This is a genomic window from Myxococcus sp. MISCRS1 (assembly GCF_026626605.1).
Lineage (GTDB): Bacteria > Myxococcota > Myxococcia > Myxococcales > Myxococcaceae > Myxococcus > Myxococcus fulvus.
In genome coordinates this window covers 4,995,280-5,018,672 of the sequence record NZ_JAPNKB010000001.1, presented here as the reverse complement: position 1 = coordinate 5,018,672, position 23,393 = coordinate 4,995,280, and the positions used below count along the sequence as shown (strand labels likewise).

The window sequence follows — 23,393 nt, the reverse complement described above, 5'->3', positions numbered from 1 at the left end:
TGCCAGGAATGACAGTCTTCTGCTAGTCGTACGCTCCGTGCCGACACGCAAAGGCCGCGGCTCTCGGGGTGGGAAGCAGCGCAAGCAGACGGGCCGCATGGCCGGTGTGGACGACGTCGTGCGCCCGCCCCAGCCCGCGCTTCGCGAACAGCTCTCCTTCGTGACGGACCCGCTGGCGCTCCTGGAGGGCTTGTTCCTCCACTCGCCCGTGCCCTACGCCATCTTCGACGTGGAGGGGCACTGCCGGCTGAGCAACCCGGCGTACCGGGCGATGTTCGGCTCGGTGCCGCCGCCCGAGTACAGCCTCTTTCGCGACGAGCTGGTGGCGAAGCTGGGGCTGGATGTCCTCCTGCGCCGGGCCTTCGCGGGCGAGACGGTGCAGACGCCGGTCATCTGGTACGACGTGAAGGAGCTGCGGCACATCGACGTGAAGGACGCGCACCGCATCGCCATCGCGTGTACGTGCTTCCCGCTGTCCGCGTCCGGAGGCGAGGTGCGCCACATCGCCCTGGCCTACAAGGACGTGACGGCGGAGCTGGCCGCGCGCGAGGCGGAGCAGCTGGAGAGGAGCCGACTCTACCAGCTGCTCACGCAGTCGCCCGTGGCCATCAACCTCCTGCGCGGCCCGGAGCTGCGGTTCGAGTTCGCCAACCCGCTGCTGCAGAAGCTGATGGGCGGCCGCGCGCTGGTGGGCCGCGCGCTCCTGGAGGCGATTCCAGACATCTCCCCGGAGCTGGTGAGCCTGTACCTGGGCGTGCTGGAGACGGGCGAGCCGGTGGCGGCGCACGAGTACCCGCTGGCCATCGACTACGCCGGCCAGGGCCAGGTGGAGACGCGCTACTGGAACATGCTCTACGAGCCCTTGCGCGACGAGCGGGGGCGGGTGGACGGGCTGGTGACGTTCGCCTTCGAGGTGACCGAGCAGGTGCTCGCCCGGCACGCGGTGGAGAACCAGCAGCGCTGGTTGGAGGCGGTGCTGGACTCCATGCCCCTGCCGGTGGTGATGGCGGAGCCGGGCACGGGCAACCTCGTCTTCTCCAACGCGGCGGCGGACCGGCTGCATGGCCAGCACATCCCCACGCGCGTGCCCGCGTCGGAGTACGGCGCGCTGTTCCACGTCACGGACCTGCAGGGGCGCAGGCTCACGGCCGACGAGCTGCCATCCTCGCGCGCGGCCCGGGGGGAGAAGCTGGAGGGCATGGAGGCGGTGTGGCACACGAGCGCGGGGGAGGTGGTGTTGAGCATCTCCTCGGAGATGCTGCCCGCGATGCATGGCCACCCCGCGGTGACGCTCCTGCCCTTCCTGGACATCACCCGGCTGAAGACGGTGGAGCAGCGGCTGCAGGAGGCCATCCGCGCGCGCGACGAGTTCCTCTCCGTGGCGAGCCACGAGCTGAAGACGCCGCTGACGGTGCTGAGCCTCCGGCTGCAGGCCTTCGCGCGCGCGACGCTGTCGGACCCGGAGTCCCCCTGGGCGCTGCGCCACGGCCGCGAGGTGCAGGGGATGCTTCGGCAGGTGATGCGGCTGGCGGACCTGGTCAATGGCCTCCTGGACGTGTCGCGCATCGGCACGGGGCGGCTGCGATTGGAGCTGGAGCAGGTGGACCTGCGCGCGCTGGTGCAGGAGGTGGTGGCGCGCTTCCAGCCGGAGGCCGAGCGCGCGGAGTGTCAGGTGGAGCTGGAGGGCGGGCCGCCCGCGGTGGGGACGTGGGACCGGATGCGGCTGGAGCAGGTGGTCACCAACCTGGTGTCCAACGCGCTGAAGTACGGCGCGGGGCGGCCCGTGCGGCTGCGCGTGGAGGCGGACGCGGGGCTGGCGCGCCTGAGCGTGCGCGACGAGGGCATCGGCATCAGCCGGGATGCCCAGGCGCGCATCTTCCACAAGTTCGAGCGCGCGGTGTCCGAGCGCAACTACGGCGGCCTGGGCCTGGGGCTGTACGTCGCGCGCACGCTGGTGGAGGCCATGCGGGGCGTCATCCGCGTGGACAGCCACCCGGGCGAGGGCTCCACCTTCACCGTGGAGCTCCCGCTCGTCTCCGAGGCGCCCCCCGAAGCGGCCGCCACGGACCTGGCGTCCTGAGTCAGGCGGAGCGCGACTTGACCCGGAGCGTGAGCAGGCCGTCGGCGCGGATGGCCTGCTGGTCGGCGAGCAGCGCGTCCAAATCATCCTGGACGGTGAGGTAGCAGCCGCTCAGGGCGGAGTATCCCCCGCTGGCGAGCCGGAGCAGGTTCTTCGCGCCCTGCTCGGCCGACACCGTCCTGCCGGCCTCCTGCTCCGCCAGCACCCACTGCTGGATGGCGCGCCTGGGTGTCCCCTCCTCCTCGGAGATGGCGAGGCCATCGGCGACGAGCCCCGTGCCGACCACCAGGCCCGGATGGTAGGCGAAGAGGGCGACGCCCTTGTGGCGCGTCTCGAACGCCAGGTTCTCCGTCAGCTTGATGATGGCGGCCCGGCTGATGGAGTAGGAGGACGCGGTGGGCCAGCGGTAGGCCCCCGCGTGGCTGGTGATGTTGATGATGGTGGTCGTGGAGTCGACCTGGTGGTCGACGCGGTGCCTGAGCACGGCGTGGGTGCAGTAGACGGGCCCCTTCACGTTGATGTCCATGGCCTCCTGCCACTCCTCGAGCGACGTGTTCCAGAAGTAGTCGACGGGGCCCCAGCTGCCCGCGTTGTTCACCAGCACGTCGATGGCACCCTGCCGCTGGTGGATGTCGTCGAACGCGGCCTTGGTGGCCATCGCGTTGGAGATGTCGAAGGCCTGGGTCTGCACCTGGCCTCCCAGCGTCTGGGCGGCCTTGGCCAGCGTCGCGGCGTCGCGGCCGGTGATGGTGACCTTCGCGCCCTGCTCGAGGAAGCTCCGGGCGAAGGCGAGGCCCAGACCCCGGCCTCCGCCAGTGATGACGACTCGCTTGTTCTTCACCATGTGTGTCGTTCCCTTCGGGCGCGGGGGCGCGCGAGGAGGCGCGGCGGTCGGGAGCGTTCCTCCCGGCCGTCAGCGCTGTCTTGTTTGGGGTTGGGTTCCCGGTGGCCCTGCACGGATGTGGAGATTGAATTGCTATGATTTGGGTATGTCTTCAAGGTGTCCTTTGGTTCCATGTCCCGGTAGAATGTTTGTCTTTGGTTGTGGGATGAGCGGGAGGACCCGGCGGGGCACGGGCTGGCCCGCTGGTGTGGAGGGCCTTTGCGGGGGCGGGAGCGGGGAGGCCGCGCGGCCCTGCCTCGGGACCGCGAGATAACCTCCCCTGTCGGCCCCAAGGCGGGTATACGGGGGGCGCCGTGCGCCTCCTCGCACTCCACGTCCAGGACTTCCGCAATCTCGCCCAGGTGTCGCTCACCCCGAGTGCCCACGCCACCATCGCGGTGGGGCAGAACGGGCAGGGCAAGACGAACCTGCTGGAGGCGCTGTACTTCCTCGCCACGCTCAAGCCGCTGCGCGCCGGGCGCCTGTCGGAGCTGGTGCGCTGGGGCACCCAGACGGCCCGCGTGTCCGGCCGCTTCCTGCTCAAGGGGGCCGAGCGTGAAATCGCGGTGGAGGTGGGCGGCGGCACCCGGCAGGCCTTCGTGGACGGCAAGAAGGCCGCGAGCCTGGAGGAGTACTTCGGCGGCGTCTCCGTGGTGGCCTTCACCCCGGACGACCTGGAGGTGGTCAAGGGCGGGCCGGATTCACGGCGCGCCTTCCTGGACCGCGCCGTGTTCAACCGCTTCCCCGCGTACCTGCGCGAGAGCCGCGAGTACGCGCGCGCGCTGAAGAACCGCAACCGCCTCTTGCGCGAGGGCGGCGCGGTGGACCCCGCCTACCTGGACGCCTACGACGAGACCCTGGCCAAGGCCGGCGCGCGCATCTACTCGCGACGTCGCGCGCTGATGGCGGAGCTGGCGCCACGCGCGCAGGCGACCTTCGCCTCGATTGGCCGCACGGTGGACCCGGCCGTGTATGGCTATCACCCGGCGCACCTGGCCTGTGACTTCGCCGCGGCGGACGAGGCGGTCCTGGCCTCCTCCCTGCGCGAGTCATTGACGGCCCGGATGCGGCGGGACCTGGACCGGGGCTTCACCTCGGTGGGGCCGCACTCGGATGATGTGTCGGTGACGCTGGGTGGCCGCAGCGCCCGGGCCTACGCGAGCCAGGGGCAGCAGCGCGCGCTGGTGCTCGGCTGGAAGATCGCCGAAATCGAGAACCTGGAGTCCTGCACGGGCTTCCTGCCGCTGTTGATGCTGGACGACGTGTCGAGCGAGCTGGACCCGGAGCGCAACGCCTACCTGATGGACTACCTGGCGAGGAGCGGCGCGCAGGTCTTCCTGTCCACCACGGATGGCTCGCTGGTGAGGGGCGCCGCGGCCGAGGACACGCTGTGGCTCTCCGTGCACTCAGGGCAGGTCACGCTCCGCGAAGAGGACGCGCCCCCGGTCGGCTGACGGCGCTTCAGTGCACCGAGCGACGCCGGTGCCAGGGCCAGTGCACGTTCATCCGCCGCGCGGGGTGGTGCTGGTGCACCGGCAGGTCCTCCCGCCGCACGTTGCCGAAGGCGCTGAAGCGGAACTCCGCCCACAGCACGCCGAAGGCCACGGCGAACAGGAACGTCCCCAGGGTGAGCCACCACACCGTGCCCGTGGCGAGTGACACCGTGGCGAGCAGCAGCAGCGCGATGCTCACCCCCAGCGACAGCTCGCGCAGCTTCTTCGACTCGCTGAAGGCCATCCCCATGGAGGCGACCGCGAGCACCAGCAGGGCGACCACCAGGCCGTACGCCGTGCGGGCGTACAGGCCGGCGATGGACAGCAGGAAGAGGCCGAAGCCGAATATCGCGAGTCCGCCGTCCATGGAGCCTCCTGTCGAGGGGTGATGAGGAGAACCTGCGAACGCTCGCGCCAGGTCGTCACTCCCCGGGGCCCGGGCGGGCTGAATCCGACCGGGGACGGGGCGGACGGGCCACCCCTTCTCCCAGAGGGAATGCCACGGCAGTGTTCCGGTATCACGCACCTTGGGCGTGCAACCCGCGAGGTTCAGTGTCCGGTACCCACCATCCAGGGGTGGGAGGAAGGGCGCGGTAGTGGACGTTCCAGTACACGGAATTTCTTGCGGCGGCGGCTGGGCTGTCGCATGACTTGCCCGCAAGGGCCGGACGTAGATGCCGCGAAGAACGGTGCCATGCCGAGGATGACGCTGCTGCTCGTGTTGCTTCTTGCCTCCTGCGTGGGCTGCCGCCGCGTGAGCTTCGAGGACTCCGTGTTGTCCAAGCCCGACGTGCGCTACCGCGTGGGCGAGCTGCCCAAGCACTGGCGCCGCGTGTGGCTGGACGGCAACGACCTGGCCTTCGCCGAGGAGGGCACCGGCCGCGCGCTCTCCATCAACGCCACGTGCGAGGGGCACGACGACCCGCCGCTCCCGGTGCTCACCCGGCACCTGCTGATGGGCTTCACCGAGCGCCAGGAGGTGGCCCAGAGCGTGGTCGCCATGGACGGGCGCGAGGCCTTGCGCAGCCGCTACCTGGCGAAGATGGACGGCGTGCCGGTGGAGCTGGAGCTGGTGGTGCTCAAGAAGGACAACTGCGTGTTCGACTTCTCCTACGTGGCGCCGCCGGGGCTGGCGATGGAGCGCATGGCGGACTTCGACGCGCTGCTGGCGGGCTTCGAGTCGGAGCACGTCGGATGAACGCCTCGACGGAAGCGGACGCGGGCGAGCAGGTGTCGGCCCCGCGCCCCGGGCTCTGGGACAAGGCGAAGGAGCGGCTGGAGTCGCTGGGCGCGATGACGGTGATGACGGGGCAGGTGCTCCAGCGCGTGGTGCGGCCGCCGTTCGACGGCAAGACGCTCATCTTCCACATCGAGTCCTTGGGCGTGCGCTCGCTGCCCATCGCGCTGCTGACGGCGATGTTCGCCGGGCTCGTCATCTCACTGCAGTTCGGCTACTTCCTGGCGCGCTTCGGGGTGCAGTACACGGTGGGGCGCGTGGTCATCCTCACGCTGTTCCGCGAGCTGGCCCCGGTGCTGACGGCGCTGACGGTGGGCGCCAGGCTGGGCAGCGGCATGGCGGCGGAGCTGGGCGCCATGACGGTGACGGAGCAGGTGGACGCCATCCGCGCGCTGGGGGCGGACCCGCTGCGCAAGCTGGTGGTGCCGCGCGTGCTGGCGTGCCTGCTGGTGATGCCGGTGCTCACGGTGTTCGCGGACGTGGTGGGGCTGGTGGCGGGCGCGGTGGTGGTGAACACGCAGTACGCCATCTCCTTCGACCTGTTCTTCCAGGGCGCGCTGGACGCCGTGTTCATGCAGGACTTCGTGTCCGGCGTGTTCAAGGGCGCGGTGTTCGGCTTCATCATCGGCCTGGTGGGGTGCTTCAAGGGGCTGACGGTGGAGGGCGGCACGGAGGGCGTGGGCCGCGCCACCACGCAGACGGTGGCGATTACTTCCGTGGCGGTGTGTCTGGCCGACTTCTTCATCACCAAGGTGACGCTGTACCTGTGACGTGCCATGCCCTTCGCCTCTCGCCACCAGGAAGCGCCCACGTTCGAGTTCCAGCAGCCCACGCCGGGCGAGCAGCTCATCCACTTCCAGCACCTCCAGAAGTCCTTCGGCGCCAAGCGCGTCTATGACGACCTGGAGCTGGACGTGCGGGCAGGGGAGACGCTGGTGGTGCTGGGGGGCTCGGGCACGGGCAAGAGCGTGCTGCTCAAGTGCCTCATCGGGCTGCAGCGGCCGGACGCGGGCCGCATCCTCTTCCAGGGCCGGGACGTGACGGGGTTCTCGGAAGGGCAGTTCATCCCGGTGCGGCGGCACGTGGCGATGGTGTTCCAGGGCGCGGCGCTGTTCGACTCGCTGAGCGTGGGGGAGAACGTGGCGTATCCCCTGCGGGAGCACTACCCGGACATGCCGTTGTCCGAGGTGCGCGACCGGGTGGCGGAGAAGCTGGAGCTGGTGAACCTGCCGGGCACGGAGCGGCTGATGCCGGCGGACCTGTCGGGCGGCATGAAGAAGCGGGTGGGGTTGGCGCGGGCCATCGCCACCAATCCGGAAGTCATCCTCTGGGACGAGCCCACCACGGGGTTGGACCCGGTGACCACGCAGTCCATCAACGCGATGATCAACTCGATGAAGACCAAGCTCGGCAGCACCTCCATCGTCGTGACGCACGACCTGGTGAGCGCGTTCGCGGTGGGGGACCGGATGGCGATGCTGGCCAACAGGCGCATCGTCCAGGTGGGGACGCCGGGCGAGTTCCGGCGCTCGACGGTGCCGGAGGTGCGGGCGTTCCTGGACGCGCGGCGGGTGGAGCTGGAGCCGGAGGCGGCGTCATGAGCCTCTTCACTTCGACGTCGGGCGAGAAGCGGCTGGCGCTGAGGGCGGGGCTGTTCGTGGCCATCGGCCTGGCGGTGGCGGGCGTGGTGGTGTTCTTCATCGGCCAGGAGTCGCGGCTGTTCCAGCGGCAGGTGATGTACCGCGCGTACTTCACCAACGTGCAGGGCCTGAGCGACCAGTCCCCGGTGTGGCTGGGGGGCCTGGAGGTGGGGAAGGTGACGGGCATCTTCTTCTCCCAGGACCCCAACGACCCGAAGCTGGAGGTGCAGCTTCAAGTCTCCGCCCGGTATGCGGACCGCGTGAAGACGGACTCGCTGGCGCAGCTGAGCAGCATGGGGGTGCTCGGGGACAAGGCGGTGGACATCTCGCTGGGCACGCCCACGGCGCCGCCGATTGAGCCGGGCGGGGTGCTGACGTCGTCGACGAGCGGGGACTTGTCCAAGCTCTTGAGCAGCGCGAGCGAGGTGATGGACAACTCGGTGGCCATCAGCAAGTCGCTCCTGAAGACGGTGGAGGCGTACGGGGACCCGAAGCTCGCGGGTGACGTGCAGCGGGGCATGGCGTCGCTCCGGGCGATCCTGGAGCAGGTGCAGAACGGGGACGGGGTGTTGCACGCGCTCCTCTACGACAAGGAGGCGGGGCGCGAGGTGCGCGCGCTCATGGCGAACGCGTCGAGCGCGGCGAGGCGGGTGGATGGCGCGGTGGGGCACGTGGAGGCGCTCTTGCGCGAGGTGCGCACGGGTGACGGCACGGCGCACGCGCTCATCTACGGCAACGAGGGCGCCACGGCGCTGCGCGAGCTGGGCGAGGCGGCGGGGCAGCTGGCGGGGCTGATTGAAGACGCGAAGAAGAGCCCGAACGGGGCGGTGCACCAGCTGGTGTACGGGGATGCGAGCGGGATGTTCGCGGACCTGGGCAGCGCGGCGGCGGACCTGAAGCAGATCACCGCGACGGTGGCGAAGGGCGAGGGCACGGTGGGCGGGCTCATCAGCGACCCCACGGTGTACGAGGACCTGCGCGAGGTGCTGGGCAACGTGAAGCGCAACCGCATCTTGCGCGCGCTGGTGCGCTTCTCGCTGAACAACCGCGAGGACCTGGAGCAGATGGGCAAGGTGAAGCGCGTGGAGCCCAAGGCCGAGGCGCCCGCCTCGCCCGCGGGAGAGACACGGCCTGCTGCCTCCGTGACGGTGGGGGAGTCGGTGACGCCGCCCGCGTCTGGGGCGACGCAGCCGCCTGAGCCGGCGACCGCCGTGGAGTGAGCGTGCTGCGCCCCTCAGCGAGAGGGGAGTTCGCGGAACTGGATGTCTCGGAGTGCGAGGTCGTTCACGGCCTCGACGAACCGCGCGCTCGCGACGATGACGGTCTTGAACTCCCGCAGTCGGAAGAGGTCCACGTCCTTGGGCAGCGTGTTCGCGTCGAGGACGGAGGCCTCCATGGGGTATCCGTTGCGATGGCTCCCGCAGCGAGGACATGGGGGCTGCCAGTCCGGAGGGCGACAGCTGGGATGGAGCTCGCCTCGCACCAGAATCTCCAACGTGAGCAGCTCGGGCGGCGCGGAGGCACCGCGGTGACGCAGGTTTCCGGGGGCCCCCCGGAGGCCCAGGAGCTTCCGGGACTGGAGTCGCTCCAGTGCCGAGCGTGTCATCCAGGGCTGCCACGGCTCCTGGAAGAAGATGTCGCCGAAGCGCCCTGATGAGCGGGCGTCGACGGGCCCCAGCTGGGTGCCCGGCTCCAGGGGCGCACCTGCTGGGACGCGTGGACGCAGCAGCGCATGCAGGCGCTGATACTCTTCCAGGGAGACAGCCTGGAGACTTCGTGGCTCCTCCAGGTGCTCCCGCTCGGACCAGTCCGAGAGAGCGACCGTGGGGTAGTGCTCGCCCATTCCGCCATGGCCTCCGCACACCGAGCAGTCGATGCTGGGGAGGGTCCATCGGCTGACGCCGTCGAGGGTGGCGTTGAAGGTCGGTGCGTCGGAGGGCAGCACTTCGAAGAAGGTCATGCGCGGCTCGGCCATCAGCGAAGGTAGTAGTACGGCACGATGGGGCCCACGAGGTCGTACTTCTGGATGAGCTTTCCGAGATGCTCCCAGACCTGGGCCTGACTGGCTCCAGGGTACTGCCTCGCGAAGTCCGACCACTCCCGGTTCCAGTCTCCGCCGCGAGGCCCGCTGTGGATGCGCTGATGGATGCTCGTGGGAACCACCATCGTGAAGTCATGCACGTTCAGCCCTCGTGGCGCTCGGGTGAACCACCGTGCGAGGGACTCTGCCTGAGGGAACAGATGCTGCCGCACCCATCCGGGGCCCGAGGGGAGCTCGGGCGAGCGATGCTGGGGCTGAGGCGTGTTGTACCAGTCGAAGACGAAGATGGGGCCATTCCCACCGGGGAGCTTCTGGACGTTGCCCCAATGGCGGCGAGGCCCGGACCCGGGGGCCGAGGGTGGAGCGATGGGGCCCCCGCCTCGCGCCAGCAGGCGCCCCGCGTCCTCACATGAGTAGAGCCCACAGCGAGCGTCCGCGTCGCAGACCAGCGTGACGCACCGGTCTGTCTCTCCACAATCCTCGCCCTCGAAGTGGGCCAGGTGCCGCTGGCTCCCGGAGGATGACTCGGGAGAGGACGCACACGCCATCAACAGGACTCCGAGGAGCCCCCCGACGTATCGCAAGCTCCTGTGCATGGCGCTCTCTTGAAGCCCTCTGTTCCAGGGTTTTCGTGGAGCGTGGTCAAGTGGGGCGGAGCTGTCAAACGATGCCATGCGAGCCGGGTGTCCTCACGGTTCCTGCGGGCAGTGTCTGGCTCGACCTTCGGGAGGGGCACGTCTTCACGGCGGGCCCCGCGGCCAGCGACGGACGGACGGGCGCTGTGCCGCGGTCGCGGCTGTCTGGGGGCTTGATGTCTTTGGCTGGGGCTCGTGACTGTGTTCACGGTGGAGCGGGCCCTGCCCCAACATCCCTCCGCCGTGTACGGTGCGGGGAACCTGCTGTCCCGCGTGCGGGGCTGTCTGGGTTTGGGTGCGGGTCTTGAGATATCAGACGTCGACTTCTCGTGACGAAGAGATGTTCAAGGAATCCACTGCGAGACGTTGTCAGACTGATTATGGTTTTGAAACCATGTCGTGGCGGCTTGCGAGTGAGTCCCGGGTAAAGAAATACATCAAGGATGAAACCCCATGGGCATCGATATCAGCCGTAATCCCTTTTCAGGTTTCCACCGGCTCTCCTTGGAGGAGCGCTGCGCGCGGGTCGCGTCCGAGCTGGGCCTGAGTGCGGCGGACCTGGCCGCGCTCACCGGGGAAGAGGGCCTGGGCGCGCAGAAGGCGTACTCGATGGTGGAGAACGCGCTGGGCTACTTCAGCCTGCCGCTCGGGTTGGGCCTCAACCTGCAGGTGAACGGGCGCGCGTACGTGGCGCCGATGGTCATCGAGGAGGCGTCCGTCATCGCGGCCGTCTCGTTCGCCGCGAAGCTCGTCGGCTCGGCGGGAGGCTTCGTCGCGGGGGCCGAGCCGTCGCTGATGGTGGGACAGGTACAGCTCACCCGTTACGGCGACCCGGAGTCCGCGCGGGCGCGCATCCTCGCCGCGCGCTCGGAGCTGCTGGAGCTGGCCAACGCGCTGCAACCCCAGTTGGTGAGACGCGGCGGCGGCGCGAAGGACCTGGAGGTCCGTCTCATCGACGCGCCCGAGGGCCCCCTGGGCGAGCCGCTCCTGGTGGTGCACTTCCACATCGACACCCAGGAGGCCATGGGCGCCAACCTCATCAACACCATGATGGAGGGCGTGGCGCCGCGCATCGAGGCGCTCACCGGAGGCCGCGTCTTCCTGCGCATCCTCTCCAACCTCGCGGACCGGCGGCTGGCGCGCTCGCGGTGTGTCATCCCCGAGGAGCTGCTCGCCGACTACGGCCTGCCGGGAGCGGACATCGCGGAGGGCATCGTCCAGGCGAGCCGCTTCGCCCAGGCGGACCCCTACCGCGCGGCGACGCACAACAAGGGCATCATGAACGGCATCGACGCCATCGCGCTCGCCACGGGCCAGGACTGGCGCGCCATCGAGGCGGGGGCGCATGCGTACGCGGCTCGCACGGGCCGGTACCTGCCGCTGTCCACGTGGAGGCGGGAGGACGGGAACCTGGTGGGCGAAATCGAGCTGCCGCTCGCGCTGGGCACGGTGGGCGGGCCGCTGCTGGTGCACCCCGGGGTGAAGGCCGCGTTCAAGGTGCTGGGGCATCCCGGAGTCCGGGAGCTGGCGTGCCTGTTCGCCTCGGTGGGGCTGGCGCAGAACCTGGCGGCGGTGCGCGCCCTGGGCTCGGTGGGCATCCAGAAGGGCCACATGGCGTTGCACGCGCGCTCGGTGGCGGTGAGCGCGGGCACGCCGCCCGAGTGGGTGGAGACCGTCGCCGCGCTGCTCGTCCAGCAGGGCGAGGTGAAGGTGGACCAGGCCCGGCGCGTGCTCGGGGAGCTGAAGGGGGGCGTGCTGCCGTTCGTGTCGCCGCACAACGAGGACACCTGACGTCCGGAGGACGTGATGAATGTCGCCGTGAACTTCCCCATGCCCTTCCCGTCCCGCTGCAGTCCGGACCGGGACGCTGCTCGACGGCGCAACCTCGACTGGGCCCGCGCGTCCGGCCTGGTGACCAATGAAATCGACGAGCGTCGCTATGGCTCCTGGGACATCGCCGACCTCGCCGCCCGTTGGCTCCCCCGGGCTTCAGGCGCCAGGCTCGACCTGGCGGTCGACGCCATCGTCGTCGGAACCCTCATCGACGAGCAGTTCGACGGCGCCCGGGACATTCCCCCCGAGCAGGTCCGCGCGGACTGCGAGACGCTGCTCGCGGTCCTCCAGGTGGAAGGGCCGCCCTCGTCTCCCGTCGGGGTCCTCGCCACCGCGCTGGCCGACGTGTGGGCGCGCACCTGTCGTGGCGCCTCGCTCGAGTGGCGGCGACGCGCGGCACGTCATTGGCGATGGTTCCTCGAGGCGTTCCCCGAAGAGGCCCGGTGGCGGCAGGGCTCCGTGCGCCTGACCCGTGACCGCTTTCTCGCGCTGCGCCGCAAGTCCGGTCTCGTCTACATGATGATGGACCTGACGGAGAAGGCGAACGGCTTCGAGACCACCGAGCGGGCCCGACAGGTCCCTGGGGTGCAACCGCTGCTCGACCTGACCGCGGACCTCATCGACACCATGAACGACGTCTGCTCCTTCGAGAAGGAGCGCGCACGCGGTGACGTGCACAACCTGGTCCTGGTCCTGCAATCCGAGCGGGGTGGGCCCTGTGAGAAGGCCCTGGCGGAGACCCACGACACCATGCGGCGCTGGTGCCAGGAGTTCATCCAGCTTGCCGCCGGCCTCCCGGAGGCCTGCGCCCGGCAGCAGCTGTCCCGCGTGGAGACGGACAACCTGCTTCGTCTCGTCCAGGGCCTCGAGGAGAACATCGGAGGCCACCCGGACTGGTATCGGACCACCCGGCGCTACGAGGGAGTGATTCCCAGGGGCGAGGCCGCGTACGCCAGCGACCTGATGCGCCCCGTGGCCCGGGTCTCTCGCTGACGCTCGCGGCTCCGGGCTCGAGCCGCCGTGCGTCGTGTCGGCCCGTGGCTGGTTGCCTCCGGCGCTCCGTGATAGCGATTGCGGCGTGTCCCGCTCCCGGCTCGCCGTCGCCCTGGAACCGTATCCACTGCGCCACCAGCTCGAGGAGGCGGACTGCGGGCCCGCGTGTCTGGAGATGATTGCGGCGTATCACGGCGCCACGCACTCGCTCGCCGCGCTCAAGGACCTCTCCCACGTCCAGTCAGTCGGCACCTCGCTGCCGGACCTCGCCAGCGCCGCGGAGAAGGTCGGCTTCAAGGTCCGCGCCTTCCACGTCGACGACCCCACGGACCTCGAGGACGAGGAGGGCCAGGCGCTCCTCCCCGGCATCGCGCACTGGGACGACCACCACTTCGTCGTCCTCTACGCCGTCACCCCGAAGGAGGCCGTCGTCGGGGACCCGGAGCAGGGCCTGCGGCGCATCCCGCGCGCGAAGCTCGGCGAGCACTGGGATGGAATCCTCCTCTCGCTGGAGGCCACCGAGGCCCTCTTCCGTCCCCTCCCCACCGCGCCCGTCACGTCCCGCCGCTTCGGCGCGCTGCGACGCTTCGGACGGGGCCTCTTGCGCTACCGCCTGCTGCTGTTCCAGGTGTTCGTCACCACGCTGCTGCTCCAGGCGCTCGCGCTCGCCCAGCCGCTGCTCATCCAGGGGCTCGTGGACAAGGCCGTGGGCGGCCGGGACATCTCCCTGCTCACCGCCGTGGGCGTGGGGCTGGCGGTGCTGCTCGTCGCGCAGGTCGCCGTGTCGATTGCGCGCGGCGCGGGCCTCTTCCTGTTGTCGCGAGGCTTCTCCGCGCTGCTGCTCGCGCAGTTCTGGCGGCGCCTGTTGTCCCTGCCGGTGACGTTCTTCGCGCGGCGTCACCGGGGAGACCTGCTCAAACGCATCGAGGACCACCAGCGCATCCGCCGCATCCTCCAGGGCGCGTCCGTGTCCGTGCTGTTGGACCTGGTGATGCTCGTGGGCTACGGCGCCGTGCTCTTCCTCTACGACCGCGCCGTCTTCGGCCTCTTCGCGGGCGGGGCCGCGGTGTACGCGGTGTGGACGCTCTTGCTGATGCCGCGTCGCACGGTGCTGGACCACCAGCGCTTCCGCGTCGCGGCCGAGGCCAGCCGGCTGGAGCTGCAGATGCTCGGCGGCATCCAGACGCTCAAGGCCTGCGGCGCCGAGCGACAGGCCCGCACGCGCTGGGAGAAGCTCCAGGCCCGCGAGGCCGAGGCCGCGCGCCGCATCTGGCTGCACGACACCGTGCACACCTCCGGCGCGCAGCTGGTCAATCAGGCCGTGTCCATGGGCATCCTCGTCTACGAGGCGCACCTGGTCCTCGAGGGCCGGCTCACGCTGGGGCAGATGGTGGCGACGCTCGCGATTCTCGGCCTCGCGCTCGCGCCCATGCAGAACCTGGTGATGTTCATCCACCAGCTCCAGGACGTGGTCATCTCCCTGCGCCGCGTGGACATCGTCTACGAGTCCACGCCCGAGCTGCGCGACGACACCGCGCAAGGCACCGGCGCCCTCACCCGCGCCCCCGAGCTGCGCCTGGACCACGTCACCTTCCGCTACGGCTCTCCCAACGAGCCGCCCGTGCTGGACGACGTGAGCTTCACGCTGCCCGCGGGGAAGATGACCGCCATCGTCGGCCGCTCCGGCGCGGGCAAGACGACGCTCACCCAGGTGCTCTACGGCCTGTATCGCCCCGAGCAGGGGCAGGTGCGCTACGACGGCCAGCCGCTGGAGACCTTCGACCCGGTGGCGCTGCGCCGCTCGGTGGCCTTCGTCTTCCAGAAGACCGACATCTTCGACGGCACCCTCGCGGAGAACATCGCCCTGGGCGATGACACGCCGGACGCGGAGCGACTGCTACACGCCGCGCGCACCGCGTGCCTGGATGAGCTGCTCGCGCTGCCCAACGGCCTCAAGACGCGCATCGGCGAAGCGGGCGTGCGGCTGTCCGGTGGCGAGGAGCAGCGGCTCCAGCTCGCGCGCGCCATCTATCGCAATCCGCGCGTGCTCTTCCTCGACGAGGCCACCAGCCACCTGGACGCATCCCTGGAGCGGGCGATCACCGAGGCCCTCCAGCGTGAGGCCGCCGGACGCACGCTCGTCGTCGTGGCCCACCGCCTGTCCACCGTGCGCCGCGCGGACAAGATTGTCGTGCTCGACCAGGGGCGCGTCGTCGAGGAAGGCACCCACGACGAGCTGGTGCTCATCCCCGGCGGCCGCTACCGCGCGCTCGTCGAGAACCAGATGGAGCAGCGATGACGTCCCCCCGTGACGACGAGGACCTGGACGCGGACCCGGCGATGACGGAGGAGCTGCGCGCGGTGATGCACCCGCGTCCCCATCGCCCGCTGCTGTTCACCGCCGCGCTGGTGCTCGTCCTCGGCGCGCTGGCGTGGGGGGCCTCGCGCACCGTGCTCGCCGCGCTGTGGCGATAGCGCGCCTCAGCCGCCCCGCGCGTGCTTCGCCAGCGCCCGCGTGAAGTGCCCGGCCACGTCCGTGCCTCCGCCCGCGTCGAAGCCGAGGAACATGGGCGAGCCGTTGAGCTCCAGGAACTTCAGCTCACCGTCCACGCCCCGCTTGAGGTCCAGCCCCGTCCAGCGCAGGCCGAGCACCTCGCACGCCCTCACGCACTGCCGCGCCACCGCGTCCGGGAGCACCACCTGCTCGATGCGCTCCTCGTTCTGCCGGAAGTCCAGCGCGGAGGTGACGATGTGCAGGCTCGCGATGACCTCGCCATCCAGCACGAAGACGCGGATGTCCTCGCCGGGCAGCAGCTCCTGGAAGGTGACGGGAGACGCGGCCAGCGCCGCGAGCCGCGCGTCCGTGAGGTCCTCCGGCAGGAGCTCCTGCGTCGCGGCCCCGCCCATGACGGGCTTGTAGGCCACGCGTCCGCCCGAGGCGAAGCGGCGCACCGCCTCCGGCTCGTTCGTCCACAGCGTGCGAGGCACCGGCAGCCCCGCGGCCCCGAGCGCGCCCAGCTGCACGGGCTTGTGGAGCACCCAGTCCGCCGAGGGCGGGTTGTACAGCGGCACCCCCAACCGCTCCCACCGGCCCAGCACCCCCAACAGGAACGTGGCCTTCTCGCGGAACACGGTGAGCGTGGTGCGCCAGTCCTCCGCCATCGCCTCCGAGGCGTCGACCCCGTGCGCCAACGGATGCGTGTGCAGCCCGCGCAGGTACGCCGCGGCGGGGCGCCCCAGCTCGCGCCCGTCCACGCGGATGCCAGCCAGGTCCTCGGTCAGCGACATCCGCGTCTCGTCGGGGAACGTCAGCGTGTCCACCACGACGCTCGCCACACCCAGGGCCTCCAGCCTCCGGCCCACCTCCTGGATGTGGATGTCCTCCCGGGAGCCCACCAGTGCCACCACGCCAGTCGTCATGGACGCGAAGCGAAGCAGATGCTCGGTGGGAGCTCCAGGGACGCGCACCGCGTCAATCGCGCGGGCCGCTGTCCGGCGGCTTCGACTCCTCGCCCACCGCCATCGTCGTCATCGGCTTGGGGCCGCCGGGCTTCCCCGTCCCGGGCGGCTTCGGCCTCTCCCCCAGCTCCGTGATGAACAGCTCCCGCTGACGATGAATGGATTTGCGCGTCATGGTGTGTCCTCCACGGACATTCCAATCCCACCCCCCGCCGTCGCACCAGGGGACGGTTTGACTATGAGACAGCTTTTCGTGGAAAGTACGTATTCCACGCATTTTCCGAGGAGTCGGGAATGTCCAGCTTCGTTTCGCGTCGCAGTGGCCGTTTCTCCGTGGTCATCGGTGTCCTGACGTTGCTGTCCGGCTGTTCGAGCGCTCCGGAGTCCCAGCAGCCGGAGCCCACGCCTCCGGCGGCCGAGGAGCAGCCCGGTCAGCAGGCCATCGAGGGTCGCGGCTGCGGCGTGAACCCGACGCACGAGGAGATGGCGGACATGGAGCGCCGCTTCCAGTCGGAGCGCGCGGTGTCTGCCTTCGCGCGTCCGAACGGCTCGGTGAACATCCCCGTCTACTTCCACGTCATCAACAAGGGCACGGGCGTGGCGAACGGCGACATCACCACGGCCATGATTACCAACCAGATTGCGGTGCTGAACGCCGCGTACGCGAACACGCCGTTCAAGTTCACGCTGACGGCGACGGACCGCACGACGAACAGCACCTGGTACAACCTGGGCTCGGGTTCGTCCGCGGAGCGCGCGATGAAGACGGCGCTGCGCAAGGGCGGCAAGAACGCGCTCAACATCTACTCGGCGAACCTGAGCGGCGGCCTGCTCGGCTGGGCGACGTTCCCCTCCAGCTACGCCAGCAACCCGACGATGGACGGCGTGGTGATTCTGTACTCCAGCGTGCCGGGCGGCAGCGCGTCGCCGTACAACCTGGGTGACACGGGCACGCACGAGGTCGGCCACTGGCTGGGCCTGTACCACACGTTCCAGGGCGGCTGCTCCACCACGAACGACTCCGTCAGCGACACGCCAGCGGAGGCCTCGCCCGCGTACGGCTGCCCCACGGGTCGCAACACCTGCTCCGCCGCGGGCAACGACCCCATCACCAACTTCATGGACTACACGGACGACTCCTGCATGAACACGTTCACCACGGGCCAGGCGGCCCGCATGGACTCGCAGGCGCTGACCTACCGCTGAGCGCGGCCTGCTGAAGTCTCGACGCCGGGGCTCTGCATGGGGCTCCGGCGTCGTCGTTTTCAGTGACATCCTGTCGGCACCTGGGCTCCAATCCGCGCCCATGTCCGCGCTCATGTTGAAGGAAGACCGCTTCCTGGATGTGCTCCGCCGTCTCATCGCCCTGACGCCCCGGTTGCAGAACAACCTGGAGGCGGGGCTGGTGCCCCAGGAGCGGCTGGCCGCGCAGGTGGTGCTGGACACGCTGGCCCCGCACATCGCCAGCGGCTTCATCCACGCGGAGGCCCTCGCGTCCCAGGGCAACGAGTCGCGCGTCAGCCTGGTGCTCACCGTGAAGGGCACGGGCGAGGGCGCGGTGGGCTTCGTGGGCGCGCACTTCGACGTGGTCCCCGCGGACCAGGTCGCCGAGGGCTGGGAGCGCAGCCCCTTCGAGCTGTGGGAGGGCCCGGACGGCGTGCTCTACGGGCGCGGCGTCACCGACTGCCTGGGCCACGTCGCGGTGGCCACGGACCTGCTCGCGCAACTGGCGGAGGCCAACGTGCGCCCGCGCCGCACGCTCAAGGTCGTGCTCATCGCCAACGAGGAGGCGGGGGATTTGCCCGGCCTGGGCCTGAGCTACGTGGCCGAGCAGGGCCGGCTCAAGGACCTGGTGGGCCAGCCGGTGTACTGGCTGGACAGCGCCAACTTCGGCCCCACCGTGGGCACCGCGGGCAACAGCGTGTGGGAGCTGAAGGTGACGGGCGTGGGCGGCCACTCGGGCATGCCGCAGAACTGCGTGAACGCGATGGAGCTGGCGATGGCCGCGTCGCTGGAGCTGGGCCGCTGGTTCCACGCGCGCTACCCGCCCAACGAGGACGAGAAGCGCTGGGGCTTCCTCGCGACCTCCAGCCTCAAGGCCACCGTGATGGAGGCGGCCAACACCAAGGAGAACAAGATTCCCGGCGACGTGGTGGTGAAGGGTGACGTCCGCCTGACGCCCTTCCACGACATGGCCGAGGTGCGGCGCGCCACCGAGGACTTCGTGCGGGAGCTGGACGCGCGGCTGGAGCGCGGTGAGGTCCCCGCCGGCTGGCCTCGCACGCGCACCGAGGACGGGCGGCGCGGCCGGCTGGCCCTGCGCTTCCAGGGCGGCGGCACCGAGGGCATCGCGTGCCGGCTGGACTCGCCCGGTCTCCAGGCGCTGAAGGACGCGATGAAGGCCGTGCGCGGCGTGGACGCGCAGCCCTTCTCGCTCACCGGCTCGCTGCCCCTGGTGAGGGACCTGCAGCGCCAGGGCTGCGACGTGCAGATAACAGGCTTCGGGGACATGAAGTACTACCACGCGCCGAACGAGCAGGCGCACCTGCAGGACTTCCGGCAGGGGTTCTCCATCCTGTGGGAGCTGCTCGAAAGACTGTGAGTGTGCGCTGGCGGGGCCCACGCTCCCGCCCGTCGTCCCCCGTGCCTGTACCGTGACGCCCAACCGCTCGGAGCCCCCGAGCCCCCTGAGGAGTGGTGACGCCATGAGAGAACTGCTGATGATTCCGGGGCCCGTGGAGTTCGAGGAAGAGGTGCTGCGCGCGCTGGGCGCCCCCTCGCTCAGCCACACGGACCCGGCCTTCATCGTCACCTTCGGCCGGGCGCTGCAGCGGCTGCGCGAGGTGTGCCTCGCCCCTTCCGCGCAGCCCTTCGTCGTCTCCGGCTCCGGCACCCTGGCCATGGAGATGGCCGTGGCCAACCTGGTGGAGCCCGGCGACGCGGCCCTTGTGGTGAACACCGGTTACTTCAGTGACCGGATGGCGAAGATTCTCGAGCGGCACGGCGCGAAGGTGACGCACGTGCGCGCCTCCCCGGGCGACGCGCCCTCGGTGGCGGAGGTGAAGTCCCAACTGGAGCGCGGCGGCTTCAAGGTGATGACCGTCACGCACGTGGATACGTCCACGGGCGTGCTCGCGCCGGTGGAGGGGCTGGTGAAGGCCGCGCGCGCGCTCGGCGTGCTGTCGGTGGTGGACGGCGTCTGCGCCACCGCGGGCGAGGTGTTCCACCAGGACGCGTGGGGCGCGGACGTGTACCTGACGGCGAGCCAGAAGGCGGTGGGCGTGCCGCCCGGCCTCGCGCTCGTCACCGCGAGCCCCCAGGCGATGGCGGCGTGGAAGGGCCGCAAGGCGCCGGTGGCCAGCGTGTACTCGGACTGGGCGGAGTGGCTGCCCATCATGGAGGCGTACGCGGGCGGCAAGCCCTCGTACTTCGCCACGCCGCCCGTCAACCTCGTCAGCGCGCTGGACGTGAGCCTGGGGCAGATTCTGGCCGAGGGCATGGAGGCGCGCTTCGCCCGTCACCAGCGCCTGGCCCGCGCCTTCCGCGCCGCGTGGAGCGCGCTGGGCCTGCGCCTCTTGCCCGTGTCGGAGGCGGTGACGGCGAACACGCTCAGCGCCGTCTACTACCCCGAGGGCGTGGACGCCTCGCTCGTCGGGCGCGTGAAGGCCGAGGGCGTGGTGATTGCCGGCGGGCTCCACCCGGACCTCAAGACGCGCTACTTCCGCGTGGGCCACATGAACCGCGTGGGCCCCGGCGACGTGCTCGTCACCGTGGGCGCCGTGGAGCGCGCCCTGCTCGCCGCCGGTCACCGGGCGGAGGCCGGCGCGGGCCTGCGCGCCGCCGAGTCCGTGCTCGCCGCCCGCTGACCCGGGCGCCGCCCGGGAAGGGCCCTTCCCCGCACCTCCCAGGTCCCCCGCACCCCGGGGGACCTCCAGGCTCGTGGCCTCCGAGACGTCCATGTGCCTGGAATCCGGGCGTTTCGTACGCTGGCGGAACCTGGCCCGGACCCTGGGGCCATCTCGAACCATTCGACAGGGGTAGAAAAATATGGGAGGGTTGGCACCTAGGAAGTGGGGGGAATCCGGCGAACACAGAAAGACCTGAGCAGCGCCGGACGTGTCCCCTGAGCCGAGGCAGTGCGAGCCCCTCGGGGGAGACGACCATGTACGTGAGCATGGATGTGAGCGGTGGTGGCGCGGCGTGGGAGCTGGAGCAGCGTCGGCTGGCCGCGACCGAGGACGACCAGGCGCGCGGGATGTTCTTCCGCGGCGCGCTGCACGTCATCGCGTTCCTGGGCGGAGAGGGCTCCGTCGCGCGGTGCAAGGGCGTGGCGGGCGTGTGGGAGATCAACCCGTTCCAGCTCTACTCGGTGTCGCGCTACCTGCGCATGGTGTCCACGGCGGCGCGGCTGCTGGCGCCCCGGCAGGGCGGCTTCGACGAGGTGCTCGAGCGCATGGGCGCGCAGGCCACGGTGGACTTCCTGGCGTCGCTGTTCGGTCGGGAGCTCCTGGCGGAGTCGGCGGGCAGTCCCCGGCTGCTGCTCGAGTCCCTGGGTGACGCGTACCGCATGGCGGTGAGCTACGGGGAGCGCTACCCGGTGTGGACGGGCGAGCGCAGCGCGCGCTTCATCATGCGCCGCGACTTCATGCCCGCCGCGTACCACGAGGGCGTGCTGCGCGGCGCGCTGGAGGCGGTGGGCGCCCGCGACGTGCGCGTGAGCGGGCGGCAGGTGGCGCTGCTGGACAGCGAGTTCGAGCTGTCCTGGCGGTAGGGCTTCTTCGTCAGCCCGCGTCTCCGACGGCGAGGTCGGGCTCCGCGCCCAGCCCCTCGCCGCCGCCCAGCTCCTCGGTGGAGGCGACGAAGGGGCGGGGCACCACGCGCGAGGCGTCGAGCGCGGGCGCCATCTCCAGGCGCGATTCGACGAGGGCTGTGAGCACCGCGAAGTGCTGCGCGTGGATGCCCTGGATGGAGGCGAGCACGAAGCGCGTGTTCGGCGTCTGGATGGAGGCGAGCACGCGGGTGAAGGCGATGATGGAGCGGCGCTCCTCGTTGGCCGACAGCTTCAGGACGTTGCCGACGGAGGGCTTGAAGCCCGCGGGCGGCGCGTAGGAGACCGTGTCCTCGCGCACGGGGATGGCGCCCAGGTCCGTCATCGTCCGGGCGAGCAGCGCCGCGTGCGCGGCGTGATGCTGCTGGAAGGCCTGCGCCAGCCCGAGCGCGAGCACGGCCAGCTCCCGCTCCGCCTGGGGGCGCGCCGGGTCATCGCGCGCGGCCACGAGGCGCGAGGTGGCCTGGGCGTAGGCCGCGACGAGCGAGTACTCGGCGGCGAGCAGCGTGTTGAGGGCGCCCACCTCCCGGGCGCGCTCGATGGGGTTCACCTCCTGGTTCGGCCGGTACTCCATGGGGGCATCACAGGCCCCGAGCGCGTGGGCGCCCGTGGCGAGGCCCAGGCATTGGAGGACGCGGCGGCGGGCGAGGCGCGGGTTCGCAATCATGGGGGGCTCCTTCAGCGGGTCACGTCGTAGAAAGGCAGCCCGGTCTCGTCGTCGAGGCCCGCGCCGTCGTCCAGGCTGATGGCCAGCGTGCGCGGAACCCACGCGGCGACGAGGCTCGCGAGCGCGTCCGCGGGCTGGTTCTCGGTGGCCGCGGGCGGGGTGGCGAGGCCGCGCGCGAGCAGGTTCAGCACGACGAAGCGCTGGGAGGCGACCGCGCCGAGGCTCGCGGCGAGCCCTCCGTTGGCGTCGAGCCTCAGGGCGGTCTGCGCCTGGGTGCAGGTGAGCGCGCACGCCTTCTCCAGGTTGGTCAGCAGGTCGAGCGCGTTCTGGAGGCAGGGCGCGAAGTCCTCGGGGAGCCTCGCCGTGCCCGCGCCCACGTCGTCGGTGCCTCGCTGCTGGACGAGCGCGTCCACCAGCCGTTCGGCGTGCTCCGCGTGCTGCTGGCGGAAGCGCGAGAGGAGCGCCTCGAGCAGCCCCCGGAAGGCGAACAGCGCGTCGGTGGCGGGCGCGGCCGCGAGCACGCCGGCCAGGGCGTCATGCGTCGCGACGGCGTCACGCTCGGCGGCGAGCAGCGCGCGCACCACCGGCAGGTCCTCCTTGATGCTTCGCTGGGCGTGGGCGCGCGAGGTGGCCGTGAGCAGGCCCAGCCCCGCGACGGCGGCGGCGTGCCCCAGCGCGGCACGGCGAGAGAGTGCTTCGGTCATGGTGCCCCCCGGCTTCCGTCCGCGCGCGCTGGCGGGCCTCCATGGCCCCCTTCGGTCCTCGCGCGGGCGAGGCAAGGAGATGGGGGCGGGCCCTCTCGCGCGCACGTCGTGAAACACGGGGACGGTGTCTCCGAGACAGAGGATGTCGCACCCTTAGGTCTCGGGGGTGAGGCCCCGTTCGCCCCCGAACGCGTATCGACTCCCAGCACCCGAGAGTCCGCGCGGTCGCTCGTCACCCAGCGCGCTTCACTGCTTCACGAGGAATCCCCAGATGCACACGCTGCCGTTGCCTCGTATTGGCCAATGCTCAACACCGCGCCGACAACACGACACGAGCCTGGGGCGGGGCGCCCGCCTCCCGTCGAGACATGTGACGTATGCGTGGGTGGCGCGAGATAGTCTCGAGGCCGTCGGGTGGTGGGGTCGAGAGAAGGAGGCGAGTGCGTGACTGGGCCGTTGCTGGTGGTGGACGACGACGCGGACCTGCGCGAGGCACTGGAGGAGGTGCTGCGCGACGCGGGCTATTCGGTGACGGGGGCCATCAATGGCAAGCACGCGCTCGACGTCCTCGGGGACATGTCGTCGCTGCCCGTGCTCGTGCTGCTCGACATGATGATGCCCGTGCTGGATGGCGCCGGCTTCGCGCGGGCCATGCGCCAGGTGCCCGCGTGGCGTGACATCCCCGTGCTCGTCTTCTCCGCGTCCGCCAACGCCCGTCAGGTGGCCGAGGAGATTGGCGCGTGTGGACACCTGCGCAAGCCCGTGGACGTGGACACGCTGCTGGACGCCGTGCGCAGGCACCAGGCGGCCTGACGTCCGTCGCCTCCCCGCGCGCAATGTGCGTTTGACGCTTCGCGAGGTGGGCTGGTAAGTGCTCACTTAACAGGCGCGTTGCCGAAG

23 protein-coding genes are annotated in these 23,393 nt (G+C 70.6%); 15 read left to right on the top strand and 8 right to left on the bottom strand.

The annotated features are described in order from the left end of the window. The first annotated feature begins 97 nt into the window (after window positions 1-97). A complete protein-coding gene (locus OWM54_RS19795) occupies window positions 98-2,080 on the top strand; it encodes a PAS domain-containing sensor histidine kinase (RefSeq protein WP_267701149.1) in 1,983 nt (660 codons plus the stop codon). A 1-nt stretch (window position 2,081) separates the two neighbouring features. Here OWM54_RS19795 and OWM54_RS19790 read toward each other — a convergent pair whose 3' ends face one another. Further along, window positions 2,082-2,924, bottom strand: a complete 843-nt coding sequence (locus OWM54_RS19790; RefSeq protein WP_223782128.1) for an SDR family oxidoreductase — start codon at window positions 2,922-2,924, stop codon at window positions 2,082-2,084. A gap of 353 nt (window positions 2,925-3,277) precedes the next feature. Between OWM54_RS19790 and recF the strand changes: the two genes are divergently transcribed. Then, complete coding sequence (gene recF, locus OWM54_RS19785; RefSeq protein ID WP_223751883.1) at window positions 3,278-4,417, top strand: DNA replication/repair protein RecF; 1,140 nt, start codon at window positions 3,278-3,280, stop codon at window positions 4,415-4,417. A gap of 7 nt (window positions 4,418-4,424) precedes the next feature. Here recF and OWM54_RS19780 read toward each other — a convergent pair whose 3' ends face one another. Further along, window positions 4,425-4,823 carry a hypothetical protein gene (locus OWM54_RS19780; RefSeq protein WP_223751882.1) on the bottom strand — a complete coding sequence of 133 codons (399 nt, stop codon included), beginning with the start codon at window positions 4,821-4,823 and terminating at the stop codon, window positions 4,425-4,427. A 327-nt stretch (window positions 4,824-5,150) separates the two neighbouring features. Between OWM54_RS19780 and OWM54_RS19775 the strand changes: the two genes are divergently transcribed. The 4 genes from OWM54_RS19775 to OWM54_RS19760 are packed head-to-tail and all read left to right on the top strand — an operon-like array spanning window position 5,151 to window position 8,553. Continuing rightward, the gene (locus tag OWM54_RS19775; RefSeq protein ID WP_174816692.1) at window positions 5,151-5,654 is read left to right on the top strand and encodes a hypothetical protein; all 504 of its coding nucleotides are present in this window, start codon (window positions 5,151-5,153) and stop codon (window positions 5,652-5,654) included. Continuing rightward, the gene (locus OWM54_RS19770; protein WP_141324118.1) at window positions 5,651-6,463 is read left to right on the top strand and encodes an MlaE family ABC transporter permease; all 813 of its coding nucleotides are present in this window, start codon (window positions 5,651-5,653) and stop codon (window positions 6,461-6,463) included. Before OWM54_RS19775 ends, OWM54_RS19770 begins: the two co-directional genes overlap by 4 nt. Before the next feature lie 6 nt (window positions 6,464-6,469). Beyond that, window positions 6,470-7,294 (top strand): ABC transporter ATP-binding protein, encoded by an 825-nt coding sequence (locus tag OWM54_RS19765; RefSeq protein ID WP_223751880.1) that lies wholly within the window; start codon window positions 6,470-6,472, stop codon window positions 7,292-7,294. Then, entirely contained in the window at window positions 7,291-8,553 is a 1,263-nt protein-coding gene (locus OWM54_RS19760) for an MlaD family protein (RefSeq protein WP_267698487.1), read from the top strand. The genes OWM54_RS19765 and OWM54_RS19760 overlap by 4 nt, the downstream gene beginning before the upstream one ends. Window positions 8,554-8,567: 14 nt before the next feature. On the opposite strand, the gene OWM54_RS19755 is transcribed toward OWM54_RS19760, so the two are convergent. Then, complete coding sequence (locus tag OWM54_RS19755) at window positions 8,568-9,293, bottom strand: double-CXXCG motif protein (RefSeq protein ID WP_267698486.1); 726 nt, start codon at window positions 9,291-9,293, stop codon at window positions 8,568-8,570. Window positions 9,294-9,307: 14 nt separating this feature from the next. Further along, window positions 9,308-9,970 (bottom strand): TIGR02269 family lipoprotein, encoded by a 663-nt coding sequence (locus OWM54_RS19750; protein WP_267698485.1) that lies wholly within the window; start codon window positions 9,968-9,970, stop codon window positions 9,308-9,310. 492 nt (window positions 9,971-10,462) lie between these two features. Here OWM54_RS19750 and OWM54_RS19745 point away from each other — a divergent pair, with 492 nt between their 5' ends. From OWM54_RS19745 to OWM54_RS19730, 4 genes are all read left to right on the top strand, one after another. Then, window positions 10,463-11,800 carry a hydroxymethylglutaryl-CoA reductase, degradative gene (locus tag OWM54_RS19745; protein ID WP_267698484.1) on the top strand — a complete coding sequence of 446 codons (1,338 nt, stop codon included), beginning with the start codon at window positions 10,463-10,465 and terminating at the stop codon, window positions 11,798-11,800. Between the two features lie 15 nt (window positions 11,801-11,815). Further along, window positions 11,816-12,835, top strand: coding sequence for a terpene synthase family protein (locus tag OWM54_RS19740; protein WP_267698483.1), 1,020 nt, complete (start codon window positions 11,816-11,818; stop codon window positions 12,833-12,835). Between the two features lie 85 nt (window positions 12,836-12,920). Next, on the top strand, window positions 12,921-15,134 hold the full coding sequence (locus tag OWM54_RS19735) for a peptidase domain-containing ABC transporter (RefSeq protein ID WP_267698482.1): 2,214 nt from the start codon (window positions 12,921-12,923) through the stop codon (window positions 15,132-15,134). Then, the gene (locus tag OWM54_RS19730; RefSeq protein ID WP_223751872.1) at window positions 15,131-15,310 is read left to right on the top strand and encodes a hypothetical protein; all 180 of its coding nucleotides are present in this window, start codon (window positions 15,131-15,133) and stop codon (window positions 15,308-15,310) included. The genes OWM54_RS19735 and OWM54_RS19730 overlap by 4 nt, the downstream gene beginning before the upstream one ends. A gap of 6 nt (window positions 15,311-15,316) precedes the next feature. On the opposite strand, the gene OWM54_RS19725 is transcribed toward OWM54_RS19730, so the two are convergent. Beyond that, window positions 15,317-16,255 (bottom strand): ATP-grasp domain-containing protein, encoded by a 939-nt coding sequence (locus tag OWM54_RS19725; protein WP_267698481.1) that lies wholly within the window; start codon window positions 16,253-16,255, stop codon window positions 15,317-15,319. Window positions 16,256-16,307: 52 nt separating this feature from the next. Continuing rightward, window positions 16,308-16,469, bottom strand: coding sequence for a hypothetical protein (locus tag OWM54_RS19720; protein WP_267698480.1), 162 nt, complete (start codon window positions 16,467-16,469; stop codon window positions 16,308-16,310). Between the two features lie 119 nt (window positions 16,470-16,588). Here OWM54_RS19720 and OWM54_RS19715 point away from each other — a divergent pair, with 119 nt between their 5' ends. The 4 genes from OWM54_RS19715 to OWM54_RS19700 all read left to right on the top strand — a co-directional run bounded on the left by OWM54_RS19715 (window position 16,589) and on the right by OWM54_RS19700 (window position 21,065). Then, window positions 16,589-17,500: a zinc metalloprotease gene (locus OWM54_RS19715; protein WP_267698479.1), complete on the top strand. Its 912-nt coding sequence runs from the start codon at window positions 16,589-16,591 to the stop codon at window positions 17,498-17,500. Between the two features lie 100 nt (window positions 17,501-17,600). After that, entirely contained in the window at window positions 17,601-18,896 is a 1,296-nt protein-coding gene (locus OWM54_RS19710; RefSeq protein ID WP_267698478.1) for a M20/M25/M40 family metallo-hydrolase, read from the top strand. Window positions 18,897-18,999: 103 nt separating this feature from the next. Beyond that, a complete protein-coding gene (locus tag OWM54_RS19705; RefSeq protein WP_267698477.1) occupies window positions 19,000-20,160 on the top strand; it encodes a pyridoxal-phosphate-dependent aminotransferase family protein in 1,161 nt (386 codons plus the stop codon). A gap of 296 nt (window positions 20,161-20,456) precedes the next feature. Continuing rightward, window positions 20,457-21,065: a TIGR02265 family protein gene (locus OWM54_RS19700; RefSeq protein WP_223751866.1), complete on the top strand. Its 609-nt coding sequence runs from the start codon at window positions 20,457-20,459 to the stop codon at window positions 21,063-21,065. A gap of 10 nt (window positions 21,066-21,075) precedes the next feature. On the opposite strand, the gene OWM54_RS19695 is transcribed toward OWM54_RS19700, so the two are convergent. Further along, window positions 21,076-21,789, bottom strand: a complete 714-nt coding sequence (locus tag OWM54_RS19695) for a ferritin-like domain-containing protein (RefSeq protein WP_223782139.1) — start codon at window positions 21,787-21,789, stop codon at window positions 21,076-21,078. An 11-nt stretch (window positions 21,790-21,800) separates the two neighbouring features. After that, window positions 21,801-22,493 carry a hypothetical protein gene (locus tag OWM54_RS19690; RefSeq protein ID WP_267698476.1) on the bottom strand — a complete coding sequence of 231 codons (693 nt, stop codon included), beginning with the start codon at window positions 22,491-22,493 and terminating at the stop codon, window positions 21,801-21,803. A gap of 444 nt (window positions 22,494-22,937) precedes the next feature. Here OWM54_RS19690 and OWM54_RS19685 point away from each other — a divergent pair, with 444 nt between their 5' ends. Then, window positions 22,938-23,306: a response regulator gene (locus OWM54_RS19685; RefSeq protein ID WP_141324131.1), complete on the top strand. Its 369-nt coding sequence runs from the start codon at window positions 22,938-22,940 to the stop codon at window positions 23,304-23,306. Window positions 23,307-23,393: the final 87 nt, after the last annotated feature.